Origin of the sequence: Thermus caldilimi, assembly GCF_004684245.1 — a bacterium.
Lineage (GTDB): Bacteria > Deinococcota > Deinococci > Deinococcales > Thermaceae > Thermus > Thermus caldilimi.
Genome location: NZ_CP038452.1, coordinates 1,307,519 through 1,330,047 on the forward strand (window position 1 = coordinate 1,307,519; position 22,529 = coordinate 1,330,047).

Annotated in this window: 30 protein-coding genes and 2 pseudogenes; 14 read left to right on the forward strand and 18 right to left on the reverse strand. The window is 63.2% G+C overall.

Going from position 1 to position 22,529, the window contains the following annotated elements; translation table 11 throughout:
* Window positions 1–98 precede the first annotated feature (98 nt).
* The 6 genes and pseudogenes from EBI04_RS06715 to EBI04_RS06735 all read left to right on the forward strand — a co-directional run bounded on the left by EBI04_RS06715 (window position 99) and on the right by EBI04_RS06735 (window position 3,061).
* Window positions 99–1,250, forward strand: a complete 1,152-nt coding sequence (locus tag EBI04_RS06715) for a transposase (protein WP_135257900.1) — start codon at window positions 99–101, stop codon at window positions 1,248–1,250.
* 108 nt (window positions 1,251–1,358) lie between these two features.
* A pseudogene (locus EBI04_RS06720) lies at window positions 1,359–1,613 on the forward strand (DUF4277 domain-containing protein); the annotation flags it as partial.
* Window positions 1,614–1,674: 61 nt separating this feature from the next.
* Entirely contained in the window at window positions 1,675–1,827 is a 153-nt protein-coding gene (locus tag EBI04_RS06725; protein WP_135256805.1) for a transposase, read from the forward strand.
* Window positions 1,828–1,839: 12 nt separating this feature from the next.
* Complete coding sequence (locus EBI04_RS13215; protein WP_167481906.1) at window positions 1,840–2,004, forward strand: hypothetical protein; 165 nt, start codon at window positions 1,840–1,842, stop codon at window positions 2,002–2,004.
* Window positions 2,005–2,029: 25 nt separating this feature from the next.
* On the forward strand, window positions 2,030–2,419 hold the full coding sequence (locus tag EBI04_RS06730) for an IS3 family transposase (protein ID WP_135256804.1): 390 nt from the start codon (window positions 2,030–2,032) through the stop codon (window positions 2,417–2,419).
* A 201-nt stretch (window positions 2,420–2,620) separates the two neighbouring features.
* Window positions 2,621–3,061, forward strand: coding sequence for an integrase core domain-containing protein (locus EBI04_RS06735; protein WP_135256803.1), 441 nt, complete (start codon window positions 2,621–2,623; stop codon window positions 3,059–3,061).
* Between the two features lie 185 nt (window positions 3,062–3,246).
* Here EBI04_RS06735 and EBI04_RS06740 read toward each other — a convergent pair whose 3' ends face one another.
* The 10 genes and pseudogenes from EBI04_RS06740 to EBI04_RS06780 form a co-directional block, all read right to left on the reverse strand.
* Window positions 3,247–3,621, reverse strand: coding sequence for a type II toxin-antitoxin system VapC family toxin (locus EBI04_RS06740; RefSeq protein ID WP_135256814.1), 375 nt, complete (start codon window positions 3,619–3,621; stop codon window positions 3,247–3,249).
* A complete protein-coding gene (locus EBI04_RS06745) occupies window positions 3,602–3,883 on the reverse strand; it encodes a type II toxin-antitoxin system Phd/YefM family antitoxin (protein ID WP_135256815.1) in 282 nt (93 codons plus the stop codon). The genes EBI04_RS06740 and EBI04_RS06745 overlap by 20 nt, the downstream gene beginning before the upstream one ends.
* A 68-nt stretch (window positions 3,884–3,951) precedes the next feature.
* On the reverse strand, window positions 3,952–4,227 hold the full coding sequence (locus EBI04_RS06750; protein WP_167481838.1) for a transposase: 276 nt from the start codon (window positions 4,225–4,227) through the stop codon (window positions 3,952–3,954).
* Window positions 4,209–4,409: a hypothetical protein gene (locus tag EBI04_RS13220; RefSeq protein WP_167481839.1), complete on the reverse strand. Its 201-nt coding sequence runs from the start codon at window positions 4,407–4,409 to the stop codon at window positions 4,209–4,211. Before EBI04_RS13220 ends, EBI04_RS06750 begins: the two co-directional genes overlap by 19 nt.
* 187 nt (window positions 4,410–4,596) lie before the next feature.
* Window positions 4,597–4,704 (reverse strand): annotated as a pseudogene (locus EBI04_RS14045) (hypothetical protein); the annotation flags it as partial.
* 135 nt (window positions 4,705–4,839) lie between these two features.
* Complete coding sequence (locus tag EBI04_RS06760; RefSeq protein ID WP_135256817.1) at window positions 4,840–5,502, reverse strand: RraA family protein; 663 nt, start codon at window positions 5,500–5,502, stop codon at window positions 4,840–4,842.
* 9 nt (window positions 5,503–5,511) lie between these two features.
* Window positions 5,512–6,222 (reverse strand): PIG-L deacetylase family protein, encoded by a 711-nt coding sequence (locus EBI04_RS06765; protein ID WP_135256818.1) that lies wholly within the window; start codon window positions 6,220–6,222, stop codon window positions 5,512–5,514.
* Window positions 6,219–7,130, reverse strand: coding sequence for a DUF6282 family protein (locus EBI04_RS06770; RefSeq protein WP_135256819.1), 912 nt, complete (start codon window positions 7,128–7,130; stop codon window positions 6,219–6,221). The genes EBI04_RS06765 and EBI04_RS06770 overlap by 4 nt, the downstream gene beginning before the upstream one ends.
* Entirely contained in the window at window positions 7,127–7,741 is a 615-nt protein-coding gene (locus tag EBI04_RS06775) for a GntR family transcriptional regulator (RefSeq protein ID WP_240695256.1), read from the reverse strand. Before EBI04_RS06775 ends, EBI04_RS06770 begins: the two co-directional genes overlap by 4 nt.
* Before the next feature lie 44 nt (window positions 7,742–7,785).
* Window positions 7,786–8,775 carry a catechol 2,3-dioxygenase gene (locus EBI04_RS06780; RefSeq protein ID WP_135256821.1) on the reverse strand — a complete coding sequence of 330 codons (990 nt, stop codon included), beginning with the start codon at window positions 8,773–8,775 and terminating at the stop codon, window positions 7,786–7,788.
* Between the two features lie 249 nt (window positions 8,776–9,024).
* Between EBI04_RS06780 and EBI04_RS06785 the strand changes: the two genes are divergently transcribed.
* From EBI04_RS06785 to EBI04_RS06805, 6 genes are read left to right on the forward strand one after another with little or no spacing between them, the layout of a single operon-like run.
* Window positions 9,025–10,386 carry an aldehyde dehydrogenase gene (locus EBI04_RS06785; RefSeq protein WP_240695257.1) on the forward strand — a complete coding sequence of 454 codons (1,362 nt, stop codon included), beginning with the start codon at window positions 9,025–9,027 and terminating at the stop codon, window positions 10,384–10,386.
* Between the two features lie 10 nt (window positions 10,387–10,396).
* Window positions 10,397–11,596 (forward strand): amino acid ABC transporter substrate-binding protein, encoded by a 1,200-nt coding sequence (locus tag EBI04_RS06790; RefSeq protein WP_135256822.1) that lies wholly within the window; start codon window positions 10,397–10,399, stop codon window positions 11,594–11,596.
* A gap of 5 nt (window positions 11,597–11,601) precedes the next feature.
* Window positions 11,602–12,315 carry an ABC transporter permease subunit gene (locus EBI04_RS06795; protein WP_240695258.1) on the forward strand — a complete coding sequence of 238 codons (714 nt, stop codon included), beginning with the start codon at window positions 11,602–11,604 and terminating at the stop codon, window positions 12,313–12,315.
* 29 nt (window positions 12,316–12,344) lie between these two features.
* On the forward strand, window positions 12,345–12,473 hold the full coding sequence (locus EBI04_RS13800) for a hypothetical protein (RefSeq protein ID WP_276605477.1): 129 nt from the start codon (window positions 12,345–12,347) through the stop codon (window positions 12,471–12,473).
* The gene (locus EBI04_RS06800; protein ID WP_135256823.1) at window positions 12,473–14,140 is read left to right on the forward strand and encodes a branched-chain amino acid ABC transporter ATP-binding protein/permease; all 1,668 of its coding nucleotides are present in this window, start codon (window positions 12,473–12,475) and stop codon (window positions 14,138–14,140) included. Before EBI04_RS13800 ends, EBI04_RS06800 begins: the two co-directional genes overlap by 1 nt.
* Window positions 14,133–14,831, forward strand: a complete 699-nt coding sequence (locus EBI04_RS06805) for an ABC transporter ATP-binding protein (RefSeq protein WP_135256824.1) — start codon at window positions 14,133–14,135, stop codon at window positions 14,829–14,831. The genes EBI04_RS06800 and EBI04_RS06805 overlap by 8 nt, the downstream gene beginning before the upstream one ends.
* On the opposite strand, the gene EBI04_RS06810 is transcribed toward EBI04_RS06805, so the two are convergent.
* Genes EBI04_RS06810 through EBI04_RS06845 form a run of 8 tightly spaced genes read right to left on the reverse strand, consistent with a single transcriptional unit; the run spans window position 14,828 to window position 20,950 of the window.
* Complete coding sequence (locus EBI04_RS06810) at window positions 14,828–15,013, reverse strand: hypothetical protein (RefSeq protein ID WP_135256825.1); 186 nt, start codon at window positions 15,011–15,013, stop codon at window positions 14,828–14,830. The genes EBI04_RS06805 and EBI04_RS06810 overlap by 4 nt on opposite strands.
* 16 nt (window positions 15,014–15,029) lie before the next feature.
* On the reverse strand, window positions 15,030–15,806 hold the full coding sequence (locus EBI04_RS06815; RefSeq protein WP_135256826.1) for a 2-keto-4-pentenoate hydratase: 777 nt from the start codon (window positions 15,804–15,806) through the stop codon (window positions 15,030–15,032).
* A 2-nt stretch (window positions 15,807–15,808) separates the two neighbouring features.
* On the reverse strand, window positions 15,809–17,317 hold the full coding sequence (locus tag EBI04_RS06820) for an aldehyde dehydrogenase (RefSeq protein WP_135256827.1): 1,509 nt from the start codon (window positions 17,315–17,317) through the stop codon (window positions 15,809–15,811).
* Window positions 17,318–17,327: 10 nt separating this feature from the next.
* Window positions 17,328–18,005, reverse strand: a complete 678-nt coding sequence (locus EBI04_RS06825) for a 2-keto-4-pentenoate hydratase (RefSeq protein ID WP_240695259.1) — start codon at window positions 18,003–18,005, stop codon at window positions 17,328–17,330.
* Between the two features lie 29 nt (window positions 18,006–18,034).
* Window positions 18,035–18,229 (reverse strand): tautomerase family protein, encoded by a 195-nt coding sequence (locus EBI04_RS06830; RefSeq protein WP_135256829.1) that lies wholly within the window; start codon window positions 18,227–18,229, stop codon window positions 18,035–18,037.
* 8 nt (window positions 18,230–18,237) lie between these two features.
* Window positions 18,238–19,281, reverse strand: coding sequence for a 4-hydroxy-2-oxovalerate aldolase (gene dmpG / locus EBI04_RS06835; protein WP_135256830.1), 1,044 nt, complete (start codon window positions 19,279–19,281; stop codon window positions 18,238–18,240).
* Window positions 19,278–20,195, reverse strand: coding sequence for an acetaldehyde dehydrogenase (acetylating) (locus EBI04_RS06840; RefSeq protein ID WP_135256831.1), 918 nt, complete (start codon window positions 20,193–20,195; stop codon window positions 19,278–19,280). Before EBI04_RS06840 ends, dmpG begins: the two co-directional genes overlap by 4 nt.
* On the reverse strand, window positions 20,168–20,950 hold the full coding sequence (locus EBI04_RS06845) for an IclR family transcriptional regulator (RefSeq protein WP_135256832.1): 783 nt from the start codon (window positions 20,948–20,950) through the stop codon (window positions 20,168–20,170). Before EBI04_RS06845 ends, EBI04_RS06840 begins: the two co-directional genes overlap by 28 nt.
* A 195-nt stretch (window positions 20,951–21,145) precedes the next feature.
* Here EBI04_RS06845 and EBI04_RS06850 point away from each other — a divergent pair, with 195 nt between their 5' ends.
* Both EBI04_RS06850 and EBI04_RS06855 read left to right on the forward strand, forming a co-directional pair.
* Window positions 21,146–21,532 carry a carboxymuconolactone decarboxylase family protein gene (locus EBI04_RS06850; RefSeq protein ID WP_206202018.1) on the forward strand — a complete coding sequence of 129 codons (387 nt, stop codon included), beginning with the start codon at window positions 21,146–21,148 and terminating at the stop codon, window positions 21,530–21,532.
* Window positions 21,532–22,503: a catechol 2,3-dioxygenase gene (locus EBI04_RS06855; RefSeq protein WP_135256833.1), complete on the forward strand. Its 972-nt coding sequence runs from the start codon at window positions 21,532–21,534 to the stop codon at window positions 22,501–22,503. The genes EBI04_RS06850 and EBI04_RS06855 overlap by 1 nt, the downstream gene beginning before the upstream one ends.
* Window positions 22,504–22,529: the final 26 nt, after the last annotated feature.

The following is a 22,529-nucleotide window of genomic DNA, read 5'->3' on the forward strand; positions in this document are numbered from 1 at the left end:
ATGTAACTCAAAACTTGCACTTATCCACCCCCCGCATACCCATGCGCCAGGGGACCACTTGAAAAGGGCCGCCCGGTTCCCTTCGGATGAAGGGTGCCATGCACCAGACGGCCCAAGCTCTACTCTGGACCCTCCTGGCCCTCCTGCCAACCCCCCACCTCCGGGAGTCCCTCAAAGCGCTTCTTCTCCTCCTTCTCACCGGCCACGGCAAGGCCAGGCCCCAGCACAGCAAGACCAAGTCCCCTTCTTGCTTACGCAAATCTGTTTGCCCTACGGGCAAAGCAACCGCCCTCTCCCGCTTCCTCAACCGCTATCCCTGGCCCACCCGCGCCCTCATCCGCCTGGCTCGCAAGAAGGCCCAGGAAACCCTCCACCGGGCCAGGCCCAGGCGGGGGCCCAAGCCCAGGCTCCTGGTGGTCCTGGACCTGGTCACCCTGGAGAAGCGGGGCCTCTTCCCCGCCTTGCCCCTCTCCTTTTTCCACGGCAAGTGGGGGCTCCACCTGGTGGTGCTCTATCTGGTGCTGGGAGAGCTGCGCATCCCCTGGGCCTACCGGGTGTGGCGGGGGAAGGGGGAGAAGGCCCTTTCCCTCCTTGCCCTGCGTCTTCTGGCCTCCCTGCCCCCCTGGATGCGCAAGTCCTTCCACCTTCGGGTGGTGGCCGATGCTGCCTTCGGCACCGCCCGGTTTCTTGTGGGGGTGCGGGGGTTGGGTCTGGAAGCGGTGGTGGGGATGCGGCGGGACCGAAAGACGCGGGAGGGGCTTCCCCTCTTTGGGCTCAGACGGCAGGGGAGCCGGGTGCACCTGCGGGGACTTCCCTTTCCCGTGTGGGTGAGCTGGTACCGCTATCCCTTACCCGGGGGAGGGTGGGAGTGGCGGTACGTGGTGGCCACCTTTCCCGCGGGGCCACGGACTGTGCTGGTGTGGGGGCGGCGGCGGTTTACCATTGAGCACTTCTTCCGCACGGTAAAGAGCGAGTTTTCCCTGGGGCGTTTTGGGCAGCGGACGGCCTTGGGGGTGCATCGGTTTCTGGTGTTGTCCTTCCTGGCTTACCTGCTGGCCCACTGGGTGAGGCTAGCTCCAGACGGGAGAGGTCTTTCTTGGCGGGAGGCTGGGTGGGCAGCGGTGCGCCTGCTTCTGCCGGAGGTGGTCTTGCGGGTCCTTATGGCCGAGCTGGGGGCTTTGGGTCTTTGGCCTCCGCCTGCGGGGGGAAGGGGGTGTTCATGCAGGGTATTCGGGAGGTGCAAGTTTTGAGTGTAACGCCTGAATGCCCATTCCTCTTTGGGGCCCCTACCCCCAATGAACCGCTGTGACCCTGAACCCACATTCCGCACCCCTCCCACCTTCCCGTAGGATTTCGGGGTGGCAGAGACTCCCGACCTGCAGGTGTACGACCTCGGCCACCTGGGCCTGGTGGCCGGCATCCTGGACCGCATCGGATTGGTATCCCTGGTGGACAGGCGGGTAGGTCCCCGCCCGGGGGAGAAGGTGAGCACGGGGGTTGCCCTGAAGGCCGCGGTCCTCAACGCCCTGGGCTTCCTCTCCTCCCCCCTTTACCTCTTCGGTCACTTCTGGGAGGACATCACCCCGGACCTCCTCAACGACGACCGCATGGGGGATACGCGCCCTCTAGACTAAACGCCCAGTAGAAGTTAGGCTGAGGGTCAAGGGGGACAGGATGAAGAAAGCCAAGCCGCTAACGCCACAGGTAAAGTTTCAGATCGCTCTGGAAGTCGTGAAAGGGGAGAGAAGCGCCGTGGAGATTGCCCGCGCGTACGGCATCCACCCCAACACCGTGTACAAGTACCGGGGTCACGGGCAAAGCCCGTAGCTTGTTGAGCTCATGACCAAAGGAGCCTCTCTCTTTTCCGAGAAGACCCCGGAGAAGGAGTACGAGAAGAAGATCCGCGAGTTGGGTCAGCCCCGAGGGGGCTATCTTGGGCAGCTCATTGGGAAAAAAGAGGTGGAGATCGCCCTCCTAAAAAAGCCCAAGCTACGCTGTGCGTGACCCTAGGGCAGGGGAGGTAGCCAAGATGCCTGTTGGGGAGCGCATCGCCTTGGCCAAGCAAGCCTGGAACATAGCCGCAAGGCGGCTGACGGCTCAAGGGCTGGCTCCCCTGCCCAGGATCCTGAGTGCTCTAGACATCTCCCGGGCCACCTGGTACTACTACGGCCGGCAGAAGGTAGAGGCTGATAGGAAGAGGGAGGAAGAGGACCAGAAGACCCTGGCTCTGATCACCCAGGTGCTGCAGGAGCACCCCCGGTACGGCTACCGCCGGATCCAGGAGGAGCTGAAACGGAAGGGGATGCGGGTCAATGGCAAGCGCATCCGCCGGCTACTGAACGACTTCCACCTGGCTTTGAAGCGGGGCCTGAGGGTCACGCGCAGCGTAGCTTGCAACCCAAACCCAACCCTCTCCTAGAGATTGTGCTTCTTGCGGGAGAGCGGGCAGACCTCCGGGCTTCCCTCTTGCGGGAAAGGGAACCCAAGCCCTTTGAACTGCAGAACCTACGCTTCGCGTGACGTACACCGACTTCACCCTGCTGCCCTACGGAGGAGGCAAGGTTTGGTTTCTGCCCATTCTGGGTCAGCCGCAGGCTATCTTGCCCATACCACCCGCGCGGTGCTGGCCTGGGGGATGGGGCCTTCCCCTACGGCGGAGCTGGCCCTGGGGGTATGGGATGGGGCCAAGGAGCGGATTCTCAGGGAAACGGGCCGGGAGCCCTGGGCTCTCATCCACCACGACCAGGGGGGAGCTTTTCTGAGCCACGAGTGGGTGGGGAAGCTTCTTCTGGAGGACGGGCAGAGGGTTTCGTATAGCCTGATGGGGCCGAGGGGGAACCCGGTGGTGGAGTCCTTCTTCTCCCGCTTTAAGGGGGAGAACCGGGACCTCTTCCTGGAAGCCCGAACGCTAGAGGAGCTGAAGGGGGTGATTGCGGAACGGATCAGATACTACCACGAGGGACGGCTGCACTCGGGGCTGGGATACCGGACCCCGGAAGAGGCTTTGCGGGAGGCTTTGGGGGCTTCCCATGGCAAAGAGACAGGAGGAGTTCAAAATTAGGGGCGCACATCACACCACGGGCCTGGATGCAGTGATCAACGTGGTGGCCTTCAGTTACGGCCAGAGGGAGCAGGTGTACTGAAGCCCTACCCCATCGCTAAGGGCTGACCCCCGGGCAAGTCCTGGGAGTTGCCTTCAGGAGGTCGAGAAGCCGGGGAGTTGTCACTCAGCTGGGAACCGGCTCCTTAAACCTGGATCACGAATCTTCCGTAGGAGGCCAGCGCTTGATCCGCACTCATCAACCTCACCCCCTCCACCATGGCTTGGGCCAGCAGAATGCGGTCGAAGGGGTCGCGATGATGCCACGGCAGGCTTTGGACCGCCATGGCGTGCACTGGTGTGATGGGGAGATGGGTGAACCCCTCTTCCTCCACCACCTCCACGAAACCCTCCGGCATCCGCAGTTTGCCCAGAGAAGCCTTTACGGCAAGCTCCCAGGTGGTTGCGGCACTCACGAATACCTGGTCGGCCCCCTCAATCAACCGGCGGGCCCTGCGGCTCAGCCTTCGGTCATCGGAAAGCCACCACAGCACGATGTGACTATCGAGAAGTAGGTTCAACCGGACCTTCCTCCATCATCCGGGCAATCTCGGCGTTGGGTTCATCGAAGTCCGGGGCGATCCAGACCTTCCCTTTCCAGACTCCTGGAACCCGCTTGGGCTTGGGAGGGGTGTCGGGCGGCACCAGCTTGGCCACCACCCGCCCATACCGCCCAATAAGGATGACCTCGCCTCGCTCAACCCGCTGCACCAACCGGGAGAGCTGGGCCTTAGCCTCGGCAATGTTGACCAGTTTCTTGTTCCGATCCGCCGTTCTAGGCATCAGCAATCTCCCCTCCCTCTAAGGATAGAAGACATAACCATAGTTGGTCAATTTTTTGAACCCCTCTTTCAGCGTCCTCCCGGCCACCTATGGAAGAGGGTGTAGCTCCGGATGAGGTGGTGCTGGGTCTGTAGGTAAGCGCACCGCGCCTCCACCCGCTCCCAAAGCTCCTCCTCCGTCTGCACCTGCCCGTTGGCCACCACCGCATCCACCAGGGACCACACCCGCTCCACCGGCTGCAGCTCGGGAGAATAGGGGGGTAGGAATACCAGACCCACCCCTTCAGGCACCCGCAGCTTGGGAGAGATGGGCCACCCTGCCCGGTCTAAAACCACCAAGACCACCTTCCCGCCCCTCGGGCCCGGGCAAACGCCTCCAGAACCACCCCCAAGCTTTCCGTGTCCACCGAAGGCAATAGACAGTGCTCGTTCTCCCCCGTGCTGGGCCGCACGAAGGTGTAGATGTAAAGCCAAATGTAGCGGGGCCTCTCCCAGACCAGGGGGGGCTTGCCCCGCAGGGCCCACACCCGGCGGCGGATGGGCTTCAGGCCCAGGCGGTGGGCAAGCTACGCTGGCGCGTGACCGTCGAAGGCCCACAGTTCTACGAGAAGCCAAGGGAAGAGGTAGTGTAGAAGGACCAGGGTCAGGAGGAGCTTTTTTAAACCCCTCCCCCACCTCCGGGTCCTGCTCCCGGTGCCGGGGGTGTAAGGGGGCAAAGCCCAGCTTCTTCATCCAGCTCCAGGCCCGCCTGGGGTCCACAGGGCGCCCCAGCCTCTCGGAAAGCCACTCCGCGGCGAGGGCCTGCCAGCGGGCTCGTTCCACTGGGTCCTCTGTTTCCCTGGTAGAGGGCGTGAAGGTTGTCGGAGTGGGGAGGGTTCTTCAGCTCCAGCCTGGGGCGGCGTTGGTGTTTGGCCAGGTGCATGATCCCATCCTAGTGGATGGGGTCATGGGGAGTTCTTATAAGGCCTCCCGCCACTTTTCCGCTTCGGCTAGAACTGCCGCCACCCGCTCCCGCAGACCATAAAGATCTATGGAGACCTCCCCCTGAGCAAAGCGCTCCCGGAGAGCCTCCTCCCGCCCCGCCCGCTCCTTCGCTTTTTGCAAAACCTCCCGGATCCGCTCCCTGCGCACCACCACCACCCCATCCCCATCCAAGACTAGGTAGTCCCCGAGGCGCACCTCCACCCCAGCCACTCGTACAGGCCGACCCAGCCCCAAAACTGTTTCCCGCCTGGCCCCTTTGGGGCTGAGGAAGCGGGCCCAAACGGGCAGGCACAAGGACTTCAAAGCATCGGCATCCCGCACCGCTCCATCCACCAGAAGGGCCACCGCCCCCTGGGTCTTGGCCTGGGTCGCCAGAAGTTCTCCCACCAGGGCCACGGGTTCGGGCTGAGGCATGGCTACCACCAGGACCTCGCCCGGGCGCAGGGCGGCCATGGCCGCATGCACAGCCAGGTTATCCCCCTGGGCGCAGAGGACGGGAAAGGCAGGCCCCGCCGCCTTGGCCCCCTCGGGTAAGCGCAGGAAGGAGGCTTCCAGCAGACCCTCCCGCCCCCCTGCTTCGTAGACCGTAGCCGTGCCCAGTCGGACCAGTTCTAAGACCTCCTCAGGCGTCAGCATTTCCACCTCCTAAAGACCCCCAACCACCTGGGGCAGGACCCGTTGGAAGGCCTCGGCCCGGGCAATATCCGGCCGCCCTGAGATCCTGCGGGCGTGATTGGCCCGGTGCTCCGCTCGCTCGGCATAGTAGCGTTGCAGGTATCCCTGGGAAGCGAAAATCTGCATGGCCGCAAGTTTCTTATCCCAAACAAGTGTAATGTCCAAAAAGAGGTTGGGCACAAAACCACAGAGTTCGGGTTGGTGGGGCTCAAAAAGGAGGAACTCCGGGGGGCGCACGGTCTTGAAAGCGCTGGCTACCCCAGACCCTGTGGCCAGTTGCCGGGCCCGCTCTGTGGCTTCGTAGGCTACAGGATGGTCCGGGTTAAAGGGGTCGTGGGGGGTGTGGGTGATGAGGACCTCCGGAGCAAAGTCCACCAGGATTTCCACCAAGTGTTCCTGGGCTGCTTCGTCCACCCGTAAGGGGTAATCCCCCAAGTCCAAGGGAAGGAATTCCGCCCCCAGGATCTCCGCCGCCTGGCTCGCCTCCTGATGCCGGATGGCCTTGACCCGCTCCAGGGTCTGGCCGGCCTCCTTCCAAAGCTCCCCCGATTCCCCCCGCTCCCCGTAACTCAGGGCCACCACCAGGGCCTTTCCTCCTTGGGCCACGGTGAGGGCTATCGCCCCCCCGGCCCGCCACACAAAGTCCGCCGCGTGGGCGCTCACCACCAATAGACGCTTCACCGCACGCCCCCTTCGGCCAGGAGCGCGGGCACGGTCACCGCCCAGTGGCGCACCTCAGCCTCCCCGAAGCCCGCCTCCAAAAGGCGGTCGGCGAAAAGGGCCAAGCCTTCCTCCACCGGTGGGTTTAGAGGCTGACCCAGGTCAGTGGAGAGGAAGTTTTTCTCTGGCGGAGTCTCCCGTAGAGCCTGGAAAAGCCTTTCCCAAGGCACTTTCCCCGTCAAAAAGGGAACAAGGCATCGCTCTAGGTAAGCCCCCCAGTCGGCCAGGAGGCGTTGATCGGAAAGGGGAAGGTCCTGGGTAGGGTAGTCGGGGTGGGTCACCACCACCCAACGGACTCCCTCCTCAAGAGCCGCCTCCACCACCCTTAGGATCTCCTCCCGGGAAAGGTGTCCCGTAGCCAAAACCAACCCGTGCCGGGCCACCACCTGAAGGACTGCTCGTACCTTCGGTAAAAGCTTACCCGAAGCATCTACGAGACCTACGGGTGGGGGGAGAAGCCCGGCCTCCCCAAAGACCGTCTGCAACTGGGCCCACTGGGGACGCTTCCCGGGGGGAAGCCCTGCCACCTCCTTGGCCTCGTTGGCGGCGTCCACCGTGGGCAACCAGATGAAACGCGCTCCCGAGCGGGCCGCCACCTCCACTGCCAGAGGGTTTAAGCCTCCCACGGCGTGGTTCAGGACTAGGCCACCCAGGACCTCCACCCCGGGAACCGCCTGGCGCACCACCGCCGCCCGCTCTCCCGTGGGCACAAAGTGGGACTTCAGGAGGAAGCCCTTGAGGCCCAGCTCCCGAAACCGGCGAGCCAGTGTCAAGTCGTCGGTCTTGCGGGGAAGTAGGTCGGGTGCCACGTGCACGTGGAGGTCATACCCGCCCTGCACCAGGGCCCAGGCGCGGGGGCTTGGGCTCACAGTACCCCTCCTTGGGTCTGGCGCAGAGCGGCCGTCACCCCTTCCAGATGAGCCCGCATGGCCCTTTCCGCCTCGGCCTCGTCGTGGGCAACCACCGCCTCCACAATGCGGCGGTGCTCGGCCAAGGACTTCTGGGCCCGCCCCGGTACCAGGATGGTCCGGAACTGGTGGCGCACCCCCTGAGCGCGAAGGGCCTCTATAAGGCGGGTAGCCGTGCGATGGCCAGCGATTTCCACCAAGGTCCTGTGGAGGGCACTGTTGAGTTCCGACATCCCCAGGAGGTCCCCTTCCCCCAGGCGCTGTTCCATTTCTGCCAAGATTTTTTGTAACCTCGCCACGTCCTCCTCTTTGGCTTTTCTGGCGGCGTGGCGGACCACCAGGCACTCCAAGGCCATGCGGGCCTCGAGGATCTCCAAGGCATCCTCCTCATCGATGGCCCGTACCCAGGCCCCCCGGTAAGGTTCGCTGTCCACTAGCCCCTCCTGCTCCAGGCGGGCCAGGGCGGTGCGGATAGCAGCCCGACCCAGACCGTACCGCTCCGAAAGCTCCTTCTCCACGAGGCGCTGTCCTGGGAGGAGCTCCCCCTTCAGTATGGCCTCCCGCAGCCTCATGTAGGCAGTCTGTCCCTCTGTGCGCTTTTCCACCGTCGGCGTTCTCATCCCTCGCCCACCTCCACCGGGGGTACCCCATAGGTGTGGAACGTGGGGACCGTCTGCAGACCCCAGGCTTGCCCCCTCTTGCGCTCTTCCTCGTTCCAACGGATGGGCTTCCAGTCGGGGGCGAGGAGCAACCTGGCCCCGGGGGAAGCAATCTCAAACCGGCACCCCCCAGGCTCGTACACATAGAGGAAGAAGGTCTGCTGGATGGCGTGCTTGTGGGGCCCAGTCTCAATGAAAACCCCGTGCTCCAGGCAGATGTCCGCTGCCCGCAGCACATCCTCTCGGGTATCCACGGCGTAAGTGAAGTGGTGGAGTCTGCCCCGGGCTCCCAAGTGGTCCTTGGTGACCGCCACATCGTAGGTTTTGTTGTTGCAGGTGAGCCAGGCCCCTTGCTCGCCCCCATCGCTGAAGATGATCTGCTCGGTTACCTTCATTCCCAGGTACTCCTCCATGAAAATCCGTACCGCCGCCACGTCTGCGGCCAAAAGGTTGACGTGGTCCAGACGCCGCAGGTTCACCCCCCTGCCAGGAAAGCGGGAGGCCTGGTTTTTCAGGGCCGGCCGGGTTGCTTCCGTAGGGGTGTACCAGCGGGTCTCGTAGAAAAGCTCTACCAGGTGGCCATCCGGGGTGCGGAAGCGGTAGGCAAGGCCATGGCCCAGATCGCCCTCCGTCCAGCCCTCACCAAGACCTGTAGCCTCCAGGGCCCGCACCCGCCGGCGTAGAGCCTCCGGGCTTTTGGTACGGAACGCCAGGTGGCCCAGCCCCGGCCACTTGCTGGCCGTGAGCTTCAGAGTGTGGAACTCGTAGTCGTCCCAGCCCCGGAGGTAAACCGAGTCCCCCTCCTGGCCGCTCACCTCCAGGCCCATAACCTGGGTGAAAAAGCGAAGGCTCTCCTCAGGCCTTGGGGTAAAGAGTTCCAAGTGGGCCAAGTGGGCCAGGTCACCGTAGGGCCAGCGGGCGCACTCCTCAATGACAACCTGCTCCATATCGCCTCCTGCCTAGAGGGTAGCTCAAGGTCAACTTTTTTGTCAACAATTTTGTCCTGTTAAGCGGAACTGGGCTTTCACCATAACGGAACATCCCCCTGGCCCTTCTCACCCCGTCTGCTCTACCCTGGTTCCGAGGAGGAAAATATGGTGCCGACACCCGCCCAAGTGCGGCTGTACATTGGAGGCCAGTGGCGTGAAGCCACCGGAGGGCGTACCTTTTCCCGGGTTGGCCCCTTGGGGCAAGGAGTGGCTTCGGAAGCAGCTGCTGCTGGGCTGGAGGACGCCCAAGCCGCGGTGAGGGCCGCCCAAGAGGCCTTCGTCAGCTGGCGGGAAACCTCCCCGAGCCTGCGCCGGGATCTCCTCTGGAAGGCAGCTGAGGCCCTCGAAGCTCGGGCTGAGGCTTTCATGGAAGCCATGGTGGCAGAAACAGGGGCCACCCCTGGCTGGGCTCAACTCAATGTCCACCTAGCGGCAGGGATGTTCAAGGAGGCTGCCGCCCTCACCACCCAGATTACCGGGGAGGTCATCCCCTCCGACCGTCCCGGCACCCTGGCCTTTGCTGTGCGCCAACCGGTGGGGGTAATCCTGAGCCTAGCCCCTTGGAACGCCCCGGTGATCCTGGGAGTACGGGCCCTGGCCACCCCCCTGGCCTGCGGGAATACCGTGGTCTTCAAGGGATCAGAGCTTTCCCCCCACACCCACGCTCTTATTGTGGAAGCCCTGGAGGAGGCTGGGCTTCCTCCCGGGGTGGTCAACTTCCTCACCACTGCCCCCGAGGAGGCCCCAAAGGTGGTAGAGGCCCTCATCGCCCATCCTGCGGTACGCAGGGTCAACTTTACTGGCTCCACCCGCACTGGTCGTATCATCGCCGAGCTGTGTGGTCGGCACCTCAAGCCGGTGTTGCTAGAGCTGGGAGGCAAAGCCCCAGCCATCGTGCTAAGGGATGCCGACCTCGAGGCCGCTGCCAAGGCCATCGTCTTCGGGGCCTTCGCCAACCAAGGCCAGATCTGCATGTCCACGGAACGCGTGGTGGTGGAAGAGGCCGTGGCCGAGGCCTTGGTGGCCAAGCTGGCGCAACGGGTCGCCAACCTCCCCGTGGGTGACCCGAAGCAAGGTCAGGCAGCCCTGGGTTGCCTGGTGGACCCCAAGGCGGCAGAGCGAGTGGCCAAGCTGGTGGAGGAAGCCCTCGCTCAGGGGGCCAAGCTGGTGGTGGGGGGCAAGAAGGAAGGTCCCTTCTTCTGGCCCTCAGTTCTAGACCACGTAACCCCCAGGATGCGTGTCTACCACGAGGAGTCCTTTGGCCCGGTGGTGGCAGTGGTCCGGGTGGCAGATGAAGAGGAAGCCATCCATGTGGCCAACGATACGGAATACGGTCTCTCCGCTGCCATCTTCACCCAGGACATCGCCAAAGGACTGCGGCTAGCCAGAAAGGTTCAGTCGGGTATCTGTCACATCAACGGGCCCACAGTGCATGACGAACCCCAGATGCCTTTTGGAGGCGTCAAGGCTTCCGGCTATGGCCGCTTCGGCGGGCGGGCTGGGATCCAGGAGTTCATCGAACTGCGTTGGATCACGGTGCAGACGGAACCCCTGCAGTACCCCTTCTAGGAGGAAAGCTATGAAGACCCGTAGGTCGTTTCTTGTTCAAGGTGTGGCTGCTGCCGCCAGTCTGTTGGCAGCAAGTCAGGCCCAGACCCGAACGGTGCGCATCGGCTACAGTATCTCCAAGACTGGCCCCTACGCCACGGGGGCAGGCATCACCACTCTGCCCAACTACCGCCTCTGGGTGGAAGAGGTAAACGCTGCCGGGGGCCTCAAGCTGGCCACGGGCTCTGCCCGCATCTCCGTGGTGGAGTACGACGACCGTTCCAGCCCAGAGGAGGCCATCCGCAACATAGAGCGCCTCATCACCCAGGACAAGGTGGATTTCGCCCTACCGCCCTGGGGAACGGCCATGAACCTAGCTGTGGCCCCCGTCTTTGCCCGTCATGGCTATCCCCAGGTAGCCGTCACCAACCTAAGTGAGAAAACCCCTGAGCTGGTGCGCCGCTGGCCTAGCTACTTCTCCTTGCTGGGCCTACCCTCCCAGTACGCCGAGGCCCTGGCTCTCCTCCTGCGCAACCTGGTCGCAGGGGGAAGGATTGGGCGCCGGGTAGCGGTGGTCCACACCGATGACGAGTTTGGGCTGGAGCTTTCTGGGGCTTTCCGACGAGCAGCACAGAAAGAAGGCTTAGAGCTGGTTTACTTCCAAGGCTACCCTGCAGGCTTCAGCGACTTCCAGTCCCTCCTCAACGCAGTAAAGGGGCGGAGCCCAGATGCCTTTGTGGCCTTCAGCTACCCTGCGGAAACCCTAGCCCTCCCTGAGGCAGCGGCAGTGGTGGGGTTCAACCCCGCGGTCTTCTTCCTCGGGGTGGGCACCGCCTTTCCCATCTTTCGTCAGCGCTACGGGGCCAACGCCGAGGGCATTATGGGCCTGGGTGGGGTGGTGCCCAACCAAGCATGGCGCACCTACCTGGAACGGCACCGGGCCGTGACCAACCAGGAGCCGGACCGCTGGGCCAGCCCCGTCACCTATGTCTCCCTCCAAGCCCTTCGCGTCGCTATAGAGAGGATCGGTAAAATAGACCGGTTCCAGATTATTCGCCTCCTGCGCCAGGAAACTTTTGACACCCTGCTGGGCCCCTTGCAACTGGAGGGAAACGTCTTTCGGAGCAACTGGCTGATCGGCCAGTGGCAGGGAGGAGAGTTCGTGGCCCTTATGCCTGAACGTCCTGGGGCACTGGCCCCTAGGGTGCCCAAGCCCACCTGGAACCGCTGAAGCCTATGTCCATCCTGGACGCCCTGCTCACCGGGGCCATCGCTGGCGGGGTTTATGGCCTCCTGGCCCTAGGCTTTGCCCTCCAGTACGGGATAGCCCGCATCCTCAACCTAGCCTACGGGGAAGGCGTGGTCCTAGCGGGCATCACCACCGCCTTGCTCTACCAGGGCCTTTCCCTAAGCCCCCTCATTGCCCTATTCGTCCTACCTTCCCTTTTCGCCTTGGGGAACTTTCTCCTCCACCGCCTGCTCTTCCTGCCTCTGGTGGGGCGCACCCTGGCCCTGGACGGGGAAAAGGAGGGGCGCCTCATCCTTCTTACCTTTGGTCTCTCCTTCCTGATCCAGGGATTTTTGGCCGCCGAGCTAGGCGGGCAGCTCTTCAGTTACAGCTACCTGGGCCAGGGGGTATCCCTGGGCGCCACCACCGTGGCCCTCAACCGACTCCTGGCCTTCGGAGTGGCCTTGGCCCTGGTAGCCCTAGCCCACTTGGTCTTCACCTGCACCCGTCTAGGGATAGCAGTGCGGGCTTTGAGCCGGGAGCCTGAGGAGTCCCTACTGGTAGGCATTCCTGCCACCCGGTTAAGCACCTGGGCCTTCGCCTTGGGAGGAGGGGTGGGAGCAGCAGCCGGGGTCCTTTTGAGCACGTTCCATGCCCTTACCCCCGCCTCCGGCCCCGAGTTCACCCTCAAGGCCCTGGTGGTAGTCATCCTGGGGGATTAGGGGGCGCACCAGGGGCTCTTCTGAGCGGAGTGGCCCTGGGCTTGGCCGAGAGCCTGGTAACCCGCTTCGTTAGCCCTGGGCTCAGCATGACCGCGGTCTACGGCCTCTTTGTCCTAGCTGTCCTGTACCTGAGGGCCAATCGGGAGGTGGCCCGGTAATGAAGGTCTACTTCATGGGCTTTTTCTTTCTGGTCTTATCCCTCCCCTGGTGGGGCGGGGAGTACCTGCGCTCCCTAGGGCTTTCGGTACTCCTGTACGCCGCCTTAGGCGCCGCTTGGTCCACCTTCACCGGACCCGCCCGGCACCTGAGTCTGGCCACTTCGGCCTTCTTTGGGTCCGGGGTGTACACCGTGGCTCTGCTCCACGAGCTGGCCCCATGGCCACTTCTGGTAATCCTAGCCTCTTTCCTCGCCACCCTCTTGGCCCTCGGGGTAGGCCTTGCCACCCTTAGGCTTCAGGGCATCTACTTTACCGTCTTTACCTATGGTCTGGCAGAACTGGTACGACAGCTGGTGACCTGGGCCCAGCGCAACCTAGGAGGGTCGGTGGGAAGTTACGTCTTTGTGGAAGTCAGCCCCACAGCTCTGTACTACGCACTAGCCCTACTGGCCTTTTTGGCTTTGGGGCTCGGCCACCTGTTCCTGAAAAGCCGTTTCGGCCTAGCCCTGATGGCTATAGGCGATGACGAGGCTGCTGCCCGGCACGTGGGGGTCCGGGTGTTTGGCCTGAGGATGGCAGCCTTTGCCACTAGCGCAGGCCTTATGGGCGCTGTGGGGGCGGTGGTTGCCCCCCGCTGGGTCTATGTGGACCCTGGCTTGGCCTTTAATCCCAACCTTTCCTTCCTCACCGCCATCACCGCCCTTCTGGGGGGTCTTCGGCACCCTTCAGGCGCCTTTTTGGCGGCCCCTCCCCTGGTGCTGGTCTATGACCTCCTGAGCGGGCCCTTCCCCCACCACGCCACCGCTCTTTTAGGGCTGGCCTTCATCCTCTTGGTCTACTTTCTGCCTCGGGGACTCCTAGGTATGTTCCGAGAAGCCCCCTCATCCACTCTCCCATCCCAGGTGGATCTTGAGATCAATCCTTTACCCCTCCCCCAGATGAGCGCAGGACCAACCCCCCTGCTGGAAGCCAGGGGCCTGCACAAGGCCTTTGGTGGCCTCGTGGCTGTGGCAAGGCTGGACTTAGAGGTCCGCCCCGGGGAAACCGTGGGCTTAATAGGCCCCAACGGCTCGGGCAAGTCCACTGTCTTAGGCCTCCTGGCAGGCACCCTTAGACCCGAAAGCGGTCATATCTTTTTCCTAGGGCAGGAGGCCACAGGCAAGCCCCCCGAGCTCCTGGCCCGGAGGGGCCTAGCCCGCACCTTCCAGCAGGTACGCCTTTTCCCCTCCCTCACAGTCTACCAGCACGTCTACCTTCCCCTAAGCCTGCACAGGCCCAAGGGGGCCCGGGAAGCTGCCTGGCACTACCTTGGGGCCTTAGGCCTAAGGGAAAAGGCCCACCACTTCCCCCAAGCCCTCACTTATTTGGATCAAAAACGTCTAGAACTGGCCCGCGCCCTCGCCCTTTCCCCTAAGCTTGTCCTGCTGGATGAGTGGCTGGCAGGCCTAAACCCAGCTGAGCTACAAGAAGCCATCGCCCTCCTCAAAGCTCTCAAGGACCAGGGAGTAGCCCTAGTGGTAGTGGAACACCTGATGCCTGCAATCCGCGCCCTTTGCGACCGGGTCTATGTGCTCTCCTTCGGCGAGGTCATCGCCCATGGAACCCCAGCCGAAGTCTTACAGGACCCCAAGGTGGTGGAGGTTTATTTAGGGGTGGAACATGCTTGAAGTCTACCAGTTGGGAGTAAGCTACGGAAACCACCGGGCTCTGGAAGGAGTGGACCTCTTCCTAGCACCCGGGGAAGTGGTGGCGGTGCTGGGGGCCAATGGAGCAGGCAAGAGCTCCTTGCTCAAGGCCCTCCTGGGGTTGGTTCCTGTCCGGGGCCAGGTGTTCCTGGACGGGGAAGAGGTGACCCAACTCATCCTCCAGGGCAAAACCGAGGCCCTCGCTATCCGGGGCCTGTCCCTTGTGCCTGAACGGGGGGGCGTCTTCCGCACCCTCTCCCTGCGGGAAAACCTCCTCCTGGGCAGCTACCGGGGGGGCGAACCTCCCTGGGAGGAGATCCTGGTCTTGTTCCCCCACCTGCGGGAACGCATGCCCCAGTGGGTGGGCTCCATGAGCGGGGGCGAGCAGCGCATGGTAGCCCTGGCCCGGGCCCTGGCCCAGCGGCCCCGCTACCTCCTCCTGGACGAACCCACCTTGGGCTTGGCCCCCTTTCTGGCCCGGAAGATCCTGGAAACTCTGCCGGCTTTCACTGCCAGGGGAGTTGGGGTGCTTTTGGTGGAGCAGAACGTCGGCCTGGCCCTGGGAGTAGCCCAGCGGGCCTACCTCCTGGAACAAGGGCACCTGGTGAGGGAGGGGACCCCTGAGGTTCTTCTCGAGGATCCCAGCGTGCGTCGGGCCTACCTTGGGGGCTAGCCCTCTCCCCCTCGGCACTCCCCTAGGGGCTGGGGCTGAACAGCCTCCTCCAACACCAGGACCCGCAAGCGCTCCGGGGAGGTACCCAGCACCTCTTGGAAGATGGCCTCCGCCTCTCGGCGCAGGACCTCCCGCTCCTCTAAGGTGAGGGGAACTCCCCTGGAGACAAGGATTTCCAGCATGGGCATTCCTGACCTCCTAGATAAAACGCAAGCTAAGGGCCCTTGTCCCAGAGGCCACTAGGGTGAAGAGATCCCCTGAGGCCGCAGGTAGCACCGGGGCCCAGGCTCCTGACATAACAATGTCCCCAGGCTCCAGGCCGACGCCGAAGGCGGCCAAGGCATTCACCAGCCAGGCCACGGCCCTAGCCGGGTGGCCGAGGCAGGCTGTCCCTACGCCCTGGGCCAGCGGCTCCCCATTCCTGTGGAGGACTAAAGCCACGGAGGAAAAATCCTCCTCCAAAGGGTTCTTCTCCCAAGGGGCCACCACGAAGGCCCCGAAGGAGGCGTTGTCGGCAATGGTGTCTTCAATACGGATCCGCCAATCGCGGATGCGGGAGTCCACAATCTCCAGGGCAAAGGCCACCGCCTCCGTGGCCACCAGGACCTCCTGGGGCGTCACGTAGGGCCCCTCGAGGCGCCTCCCAATCAAAAAGGCCAGCTCCCCCTCCACTCGGGGCTGGAGGAAGAGCTGGTGGGGCACCTCCACCCGTTCCCCCACCCCGAGGAAACGGCTTGCCCAGAGGTTGCCAAAGTCGGGCTGGTCTACCCCCAGCTGCTGTTGCACCGCCTTGGAGGTGAGCCCGATCTTCCGGCCCACCACCCTGTCCCCCTTGGCCTGGCGCAGGCGGCCCCAGGCCTCCTGCACCCTGTAGGCCGCCTCTATGCCGATAAGGCCCCGCTCGGAAAGGGGCTCCACCGGCTTCCTCTCTTCCCAAGCATGCTCCAGCTCTTGAGCAAAGGTTTCCAGGTCCATGGTCATCGGTTGGCAAGGCAGACGTTCTTGGTTTCGTAGTAGAACTCGTAGCCGTAGTGGCCGCCTTCACGACCAATGCCCGACTGTTTAGCCCCGCCGAAGGGGACCCGTAGGTCCCGCACAAACCAGTCGTTCACCCAGACCGTACCCACCTCCAGGGCCTCGGAAACCCGGAGTACCTGACCCACATCCCGGCTCTGGACGATGGCGTTCAAGCCGTAGGGGGTGTTGTTGGCCAAGGCGATGGCCTCCTCCTCGGTGTCAAAGGGCAAGACCACCACCATGGGCCCAAAGATCTCTTCCTGACAAACCCGGTCCGAGGGCTTCACGTCCACCACCACCGTGGGCTCCAGGAAGTAGCCCTTGTCAAAGGGATGAGGTAGCTCCGGCTGCCTGCCCCCCGTGAGGATGGTGGCAGTCTTTTGGGCAATCTCCACGTAGGCCATCACCTTTTGCAGGTGCTCCTCGGCGATAAGGGCCCCCATCCGGGTCTCGGGATCCAGGGGATCCCCCACCTTGAGGGCCTTGGCCGCAGCCACTAGCTTTTCCACAAAGGGCTCGTAAATGGAGTGCTGGACCAAAAGGCGGGAACCCGCCAAACACACCTCCCCCTGGTTGAAAAAGCTGGCCCGCAAGGTGACCTCAACTGCCCTCTCCAGGTCAGCGCTTTCAAAGATCAGGTTCGGGGCCTTTCCCCCAAGCTCCATGGAAAGGCGCTTCAGGGTGTCGGCGGCGTTTTTCATGATGATTTTGCCGGTAGTGGTCTCTCCGGTGAAGGAGATGAGGCGCACATCAGGATGCCGGGTGAGGAACTCCCCAGCGGAGTCTGGGCCAAACCCGTGGACCACGTTTAAGACCCCCGGAGGCAGCCCCGCTTCATGGGCGCACCGGGCGAGAAGCCAGGCCCCCAGGGGGGTGAACTCCGCGGGCTTCAGGACGGCGGTGTTGCCGAAAGCCAGGGTGGGGCCAATCTTCCAGGTGGCCAGCATGGAGGGCATGTTCCAAGGGGTTATGAGGGCCGCCACCCCCACGGGGAAACGGAGGACGTAGTTGACGTAGCCATTCTCCATAGGGTAGGCCTCGGAACCGTGGGTGACGGCGAAGTCGGCGAAGAACTCGATGTTGTTGGCCATGCGCTCCACGTACCCTAGGCGGTTCTCGTGGATAGGTCGCCCCACATCCAGGGTTTCCAGTACCTCAAACACCGGCTTGTACTCCCGGATCTTTTCCGCAAAGCGCCGCAGGTAGGGCCTCCTTTGGCTTGGGGTAAGGCGGCTCCAATTCTGGAAGGCTACCTTGGCGGCAGCCACCGCGGCCTCCACTTCCTTGGCCCGGCCCTCAGGGGCGGTACCGATCATCTCCCCTGTGGCGGGGTAAACGACAGGGAAACGGTTTTCCCCCGGCACGAACTCTCCCCCAATGTAGTGGGCCACCTCCAGGGGCAAGTCAAAGGGGAAGCTCAGGGCCTTCAACCTTTCTAGCGTTTCCTGATAAAGTTTGGGTCCCACCATATGTTCCTCCCTACTCCACCCGAGCGAGGAGAAGCGTCCCCTCGCCCCAAAGCTCCAGCACCCCTGGTTCCAAGGGGACAGCGGGGGCCGGAGACCCGAGGAAGACCACCTGCCCCGCCTTCAGACCCCCTACCCGCTCCGCCAGCCAGGTGAGCCGGGCTCCTGGGTCCCCAAGGGCCTCCAGGGAGCCTTCCGCCACCTTCTCCCCGTTCAGGTAAAGGCGAAGGCTTCCCTTAGGTAGATGAGAGAAGCGCTTTTTCCCCAGGAGGAAACCACCCCCAGAAGAGTTGTCCGCCACCACCTCGGCCAGGGTGAAGCGGTACCCTTCCCAAACGGAGTCCAGGATATCCACAGCCAGGAAAAAGCCCCCGATGGCCGCATAGGCCTGGCCTAACCCGGCTCCGGGAGAAAGGTCCGCCTTGAGAAACACCGCTACCTCAGGTTCCGCTCGGGGCTGAAGGAAGCGGGAAAAGGAAACACCCTCCAGGAGCATTCCTGGGCACACCCGGCCAAAGATGGGCTCCCCAATCCCCATCTGTCGTTGCTTAGCCGGGGAGACTAGGCCCAGCTTGAATCCCTTAAGAGGCCCGGGGAAGAGGGCCTCCTGAATGCGATAGGCCTCCTCAAGACCCACCCCCCAGTCTCGACCACCTTGAAGGAGGTGGCCTATGGCCCGGGCCTCGCGCACTGCCTCCAAAAGGAATTGAGCCCTGGGGCTCACCGCTCCTCCCGATCGACCATGAGCACCCCGCCCACGGCCCAGTTCTCCTTAGGGACCTCGTAAAGGATGAGGCGGACCTCCTCCTTGGGCTCGCCTAAGCGGCGGGCCACCATCTCCGTTAGGAGGCGGGCTAACTCCCGCTTCTTTTCCAAAGACCTTCCCTGCAACAAAGTCACCTTCAGTACCACCATACGTCCCCCTAGTCCGATAAGCCCCTGGACTCCTTCTCCCTGAGCTCCAGGGCCACCCGAAGGATCCAGTCCTCCTGCCCAGCCACTGCCTGCCGCCGTCCCAGCTCCAACAAGATGGCCAAGGGATCCACCCCCAGTTCCCGCCCGATGCGCTTAGCGTGGAGAAGGAAAGTGGAGTAGACCCCGGCATAGCCGATGGCCACCGAGTCCCGGTCCGGATAGGGCTGGAAATGCAGGAGGGGGCCCATCACGTACTCCGCTGCATCCAGGAGCCTGAAAACGTCCAGGCCTGGATTAAGCCCCGCCTTGTCCAAGACTGCGGCCAGCACTTCCGTGGCTGCGTTTCCTGCCCCCGCCCCGTAGCCCCTCAGGGTCCCGTCCACCCAGTCAGCCCCTGCAGCCAAGGCCGCTAGAGTGTTGCCCACGGCCAGACCAAGATTGTTATGGGCGTGGAAACCCACCTTGGCCTGGGTAAGCGCTCCCTTCAGGGCCCGCACCCGGGCATAGGCATCCCCAGGGAGCATAGCCCCAGCAGAGTCCACGATGTAGACCACATCCGCCCCGTAACCCTCCATCAAAAAGGCCTGCTCTGCCAGAAACTCCGGGGGGCGCATGTGGCTCATCATGAGGAAGCCCACCGCCTCCAGGCCCATCTCCTTGGCCATGCCAAAGTGCTGCTCCGAGATGTCTGCCTCGGTACACTGAGTGGCGATGCGCACCATATGAATGCCAGCTTCCAAAGCCTCTTTCAATTCCTTGCGGGTGCCGATCCCGGGCAGGAGCAAGGCCGCCACCTTGGCCTTCTTGACCACCTCCCGAACCACGTGGATAAGCTCGAGCTCGTTCACCCGGGAAAAGCCGTATTGGAGAGAACTCCCTCCCAGACCGTCCCCATGCGAAACCTCGATGGCGTAGACCCCGGCTTCATCCAGAGCCTTGGCGATGGCGCGGACCTCCTCGGGAGTATACTGGTGGCGGTGGGCGTGGGAGCCGTCCCGCAGGGTGGTGTCCACCACCATTGGGGGCTTGGCCCCCTTCAGGCTCCAGCTCATGCTCTCACCTCCTCCACGCTCCTGCCTAGAAGGTGCTGGGCGAAAACCTCCCCTACCCGCCGGGCAGAAGCGGTCATGATGTCCAGGTTTCCCGCATATTTGGGTAGGTAGTCCCCCGCTCCCTCCACCTCGAGAAGCATGGAGACCACCGTGCGTTCCCCCCAGGGAGTGGGAAGGAGCTCAAAGACCGGGTCTGCCTTGAGGTGGTACCCCGGCACATAGGCCTGCACTTCCTGCTCCATGGCGCGGACACTGGCCACCACCGCTTCCCGGTCCACCTCTCCCTTGGGGATCACCCGCACAGTGTTCGTCATGAAGATGGGGGGCTCCGCGGGGTTCAGAATAATGATGGCCTTGCCCTCTTCAGCCCCTCCGATGGCCTCCAGGCCCCGGGCAGTGGTGAAGGTGAACTCATCTATGTTCTGCCTAGTCCCTGGCCCTGCAGAACGGGAAGCTACAGTGGAAACCATCTCCGCATAGCGCAAAGGGACCACCCGGTGCACTGCGTAGACCAGGGGAATGGTGGCCTGCCCTCCGCAAGTGATGAGGTTCACGTTGTCCTTGTCCAGATGTTCCTTGAGGTTCACCGGGGGGACCACATAAGGACCCCGGGCCGCTGGGGTGAGGTCTATGGCGATCTTCCCCGCCTCACGCAACAGCTTGGCATGGCGCACATGGGCCTTGGCGCTGGTGGCGTCAAAAACGATTTGGATCTCCGGCCTCTCCAGAAGGTAGGCGATTCCCTCAGAGCTTGCCTCCAGGCCCAAGGCCCTAGCCCGAGCCAGCCCCTCAGAAGCCGGGTCTATGCCCACTACCGCTACCAGCTCCATGTGCCTGGGGTTCCTTAAGAGCTTGTACATAAGGTCCGTACCGATGTTGCCAGATCCTAGGATCGCCACCTTAACTTTGTCCATGTGTCTCCTCCCATATAGCCAAGCCGCTCGGAAACCCGATGGGTCACCTCCAGAACGCTCCTTCGGTACTCTTCCTTGAGCTGCTGGAACCGGTAAAAGGGTACGGAGAGGCTTAGAGCAGCCACCACCTCCCCCGTGTGGTCCCGGATGGGGGCCGCCACACAGCAGAGCTCCGGGACCACCTCCTCTATGTCGTAAGCGTACCCCCGCTCCCGCACCGCCTGGAGCTCAGTTTTAAGCTCATCCAGGGTAGTGATGGTGTTGGGGGTGAAGGCGGGCATGCCCTGCTCGGCCATAATCCTTTCCACCTCCTCCCAAGACCGAAAGGCTAGGAGTACCTTGCCCACCGCGCTGCAGTGGGCGGGGAGCTCCACCCCAACCCCCGTATTCACCACCCGCACCGCCCGGGTCCCCTCCAGCTTCTCCACGTACACCACCCGGCCACACTCCAAGACCGCCAGGTGGGTGGTCTCCCCAAAGCGGGCCACCAGTTCCTCCATGGCTCTCCGAGCTTCCCCCCGCCAGGAACTGGTGGAGAGGAGTACCTGGGAGAGGGCTAGGATCCGCCAGCCCAACCGGTACCTTCCCTCCCGGGTCCGCTTCAAAAATCCGATCTGGGCTAGGGTGGCCAAAAGAGAGTGAGCGCTGGATTTGGGAATGCCCAGGGCCTTGGCCGCCTCGCTCACTCCCCACTCGGGACGCTCTCGCGTGAAGAGCTCCAACACTTCCCCCACCTTCTGCACCGTTCCCAGCATGGGCCTCACCTCCGAGAGTAGCGGGCTAGGATACCTTGGCCGATAGGTTCTTTCAGTATAGCCGAACTTCCTGTTCCGTATAGGTGAACGAATAGCTTGCCTCGGGGGAAACCTCAACCTAAGGTGGAGGGTAGACACCCTAAGCTTTCTGCCCTTCACAAGGAGGTCAATACGGTGTCCAGTCTGCCCTTGAACATGCCCCTCGAAGAATTGGAGCACCTTAGGGAGCGCTACCGCGAGCTCATCGGCTTCGTGCCCCCTCGGATCCAGGCACGCACTGACCTCCTGGCCCGCCTGGACCCCGAAACCCTGAGGATGCAAGAGGCGCTTCGCGCCCGGCTCATGTACCCCCCCTGCTTTGACGTGAAGACGGCCCAGCTCATGCTCTTCGGCATGCTCCTCATGGACCTTTCCGACGCCGCCCGGCTCCACGCTATTGCCGCCCGCCGGGCTGGGGCCAGCTACGAGGAGCTCAACGCCGTGGTGGGGCTAGCCTTTCTCTTCAGGGGTCTACCCGCCGCCAACCGCGGGGCAGAGGTAATCCAGGAAATCCTGCGCATGGAGGAAGAAGGGAGGCTTTGATGGAAGGGTTCGACATCACACAGCTGGCACATGCGGAGATATACACCCCTAACCCCGAGGGCACCCTGTGGTTTTTCACCGAGCTCCTGGGAATGGAGATAACCGCTCGGGAGGGTCAGTCCGTTTATCTGAGGGCCTATGAGGACTGGTACCACCACAGCCTTAAGGTCACCGAAGCCAGGGAAGCCGGTCTAGGGCACATCGCCTGGCGCACCGCCTCCCCCGAAGCCCTGGCACGCCGGGTGCAGGCCCTCGAGGCCTCAGGTCTGGGCCAAGGTTGGAGCGAGGGGGACCTGGGCCACGGCCCCGCCTACCGCTTCCGCACCCCGGATGGACACCAGATGGAGCTCCTCTTTGATGTAGCCTACTACGAAGCCCCGCCGGAAAAGCGGAGCAAACTGAAAAACCGACCTTCTAAACGCCCATTAAGGGGCGTACCCGTCCGGCGCATAGACCACGTGAACTGCCTCTGTGCTGAGGTCACGCCCAATCGCCGCTTCTTTGAGGAAGTCCTAGGGTTCAGGCTCCGGGAGCAAAAGGTGCGAGGCGAAGGAGAAGAACTCGGGGCCTGGCTCTCGGTGAGCCCCCTGGTCCATGAGATCGGGCTCATGCGGGACGCCAGCGGTTCTAAGGGGCGCTTCCACCACATCGCCTTCTGGTACGGCTACCCTCAGCACCTCATGGACTTGGCGGATCTATGCATGGACTACGACATTAGCATAGAGGCCGGGCCCGGCAAGCACGGCACCACCCAGGCCTACTTCATGTACGTCTTTGAACCCGGGGGCACCCGGGTGGAGCTCTTCGGGGATACCGGCTACCTCATCTTTGACCCCACCTGGAAGACTGTGGTTTGGGACGTGACCAATGTGAACGATCTGGAAAAGAGCACCATCTGGTTTGGGGGACAACTACCGGAAACCTTCTACACCTATGGCACCCCACCCGTACGGGAGAAAGCTGGGGTGTAGGAGCAGGGGGAAGCCCTAGGGCTCGG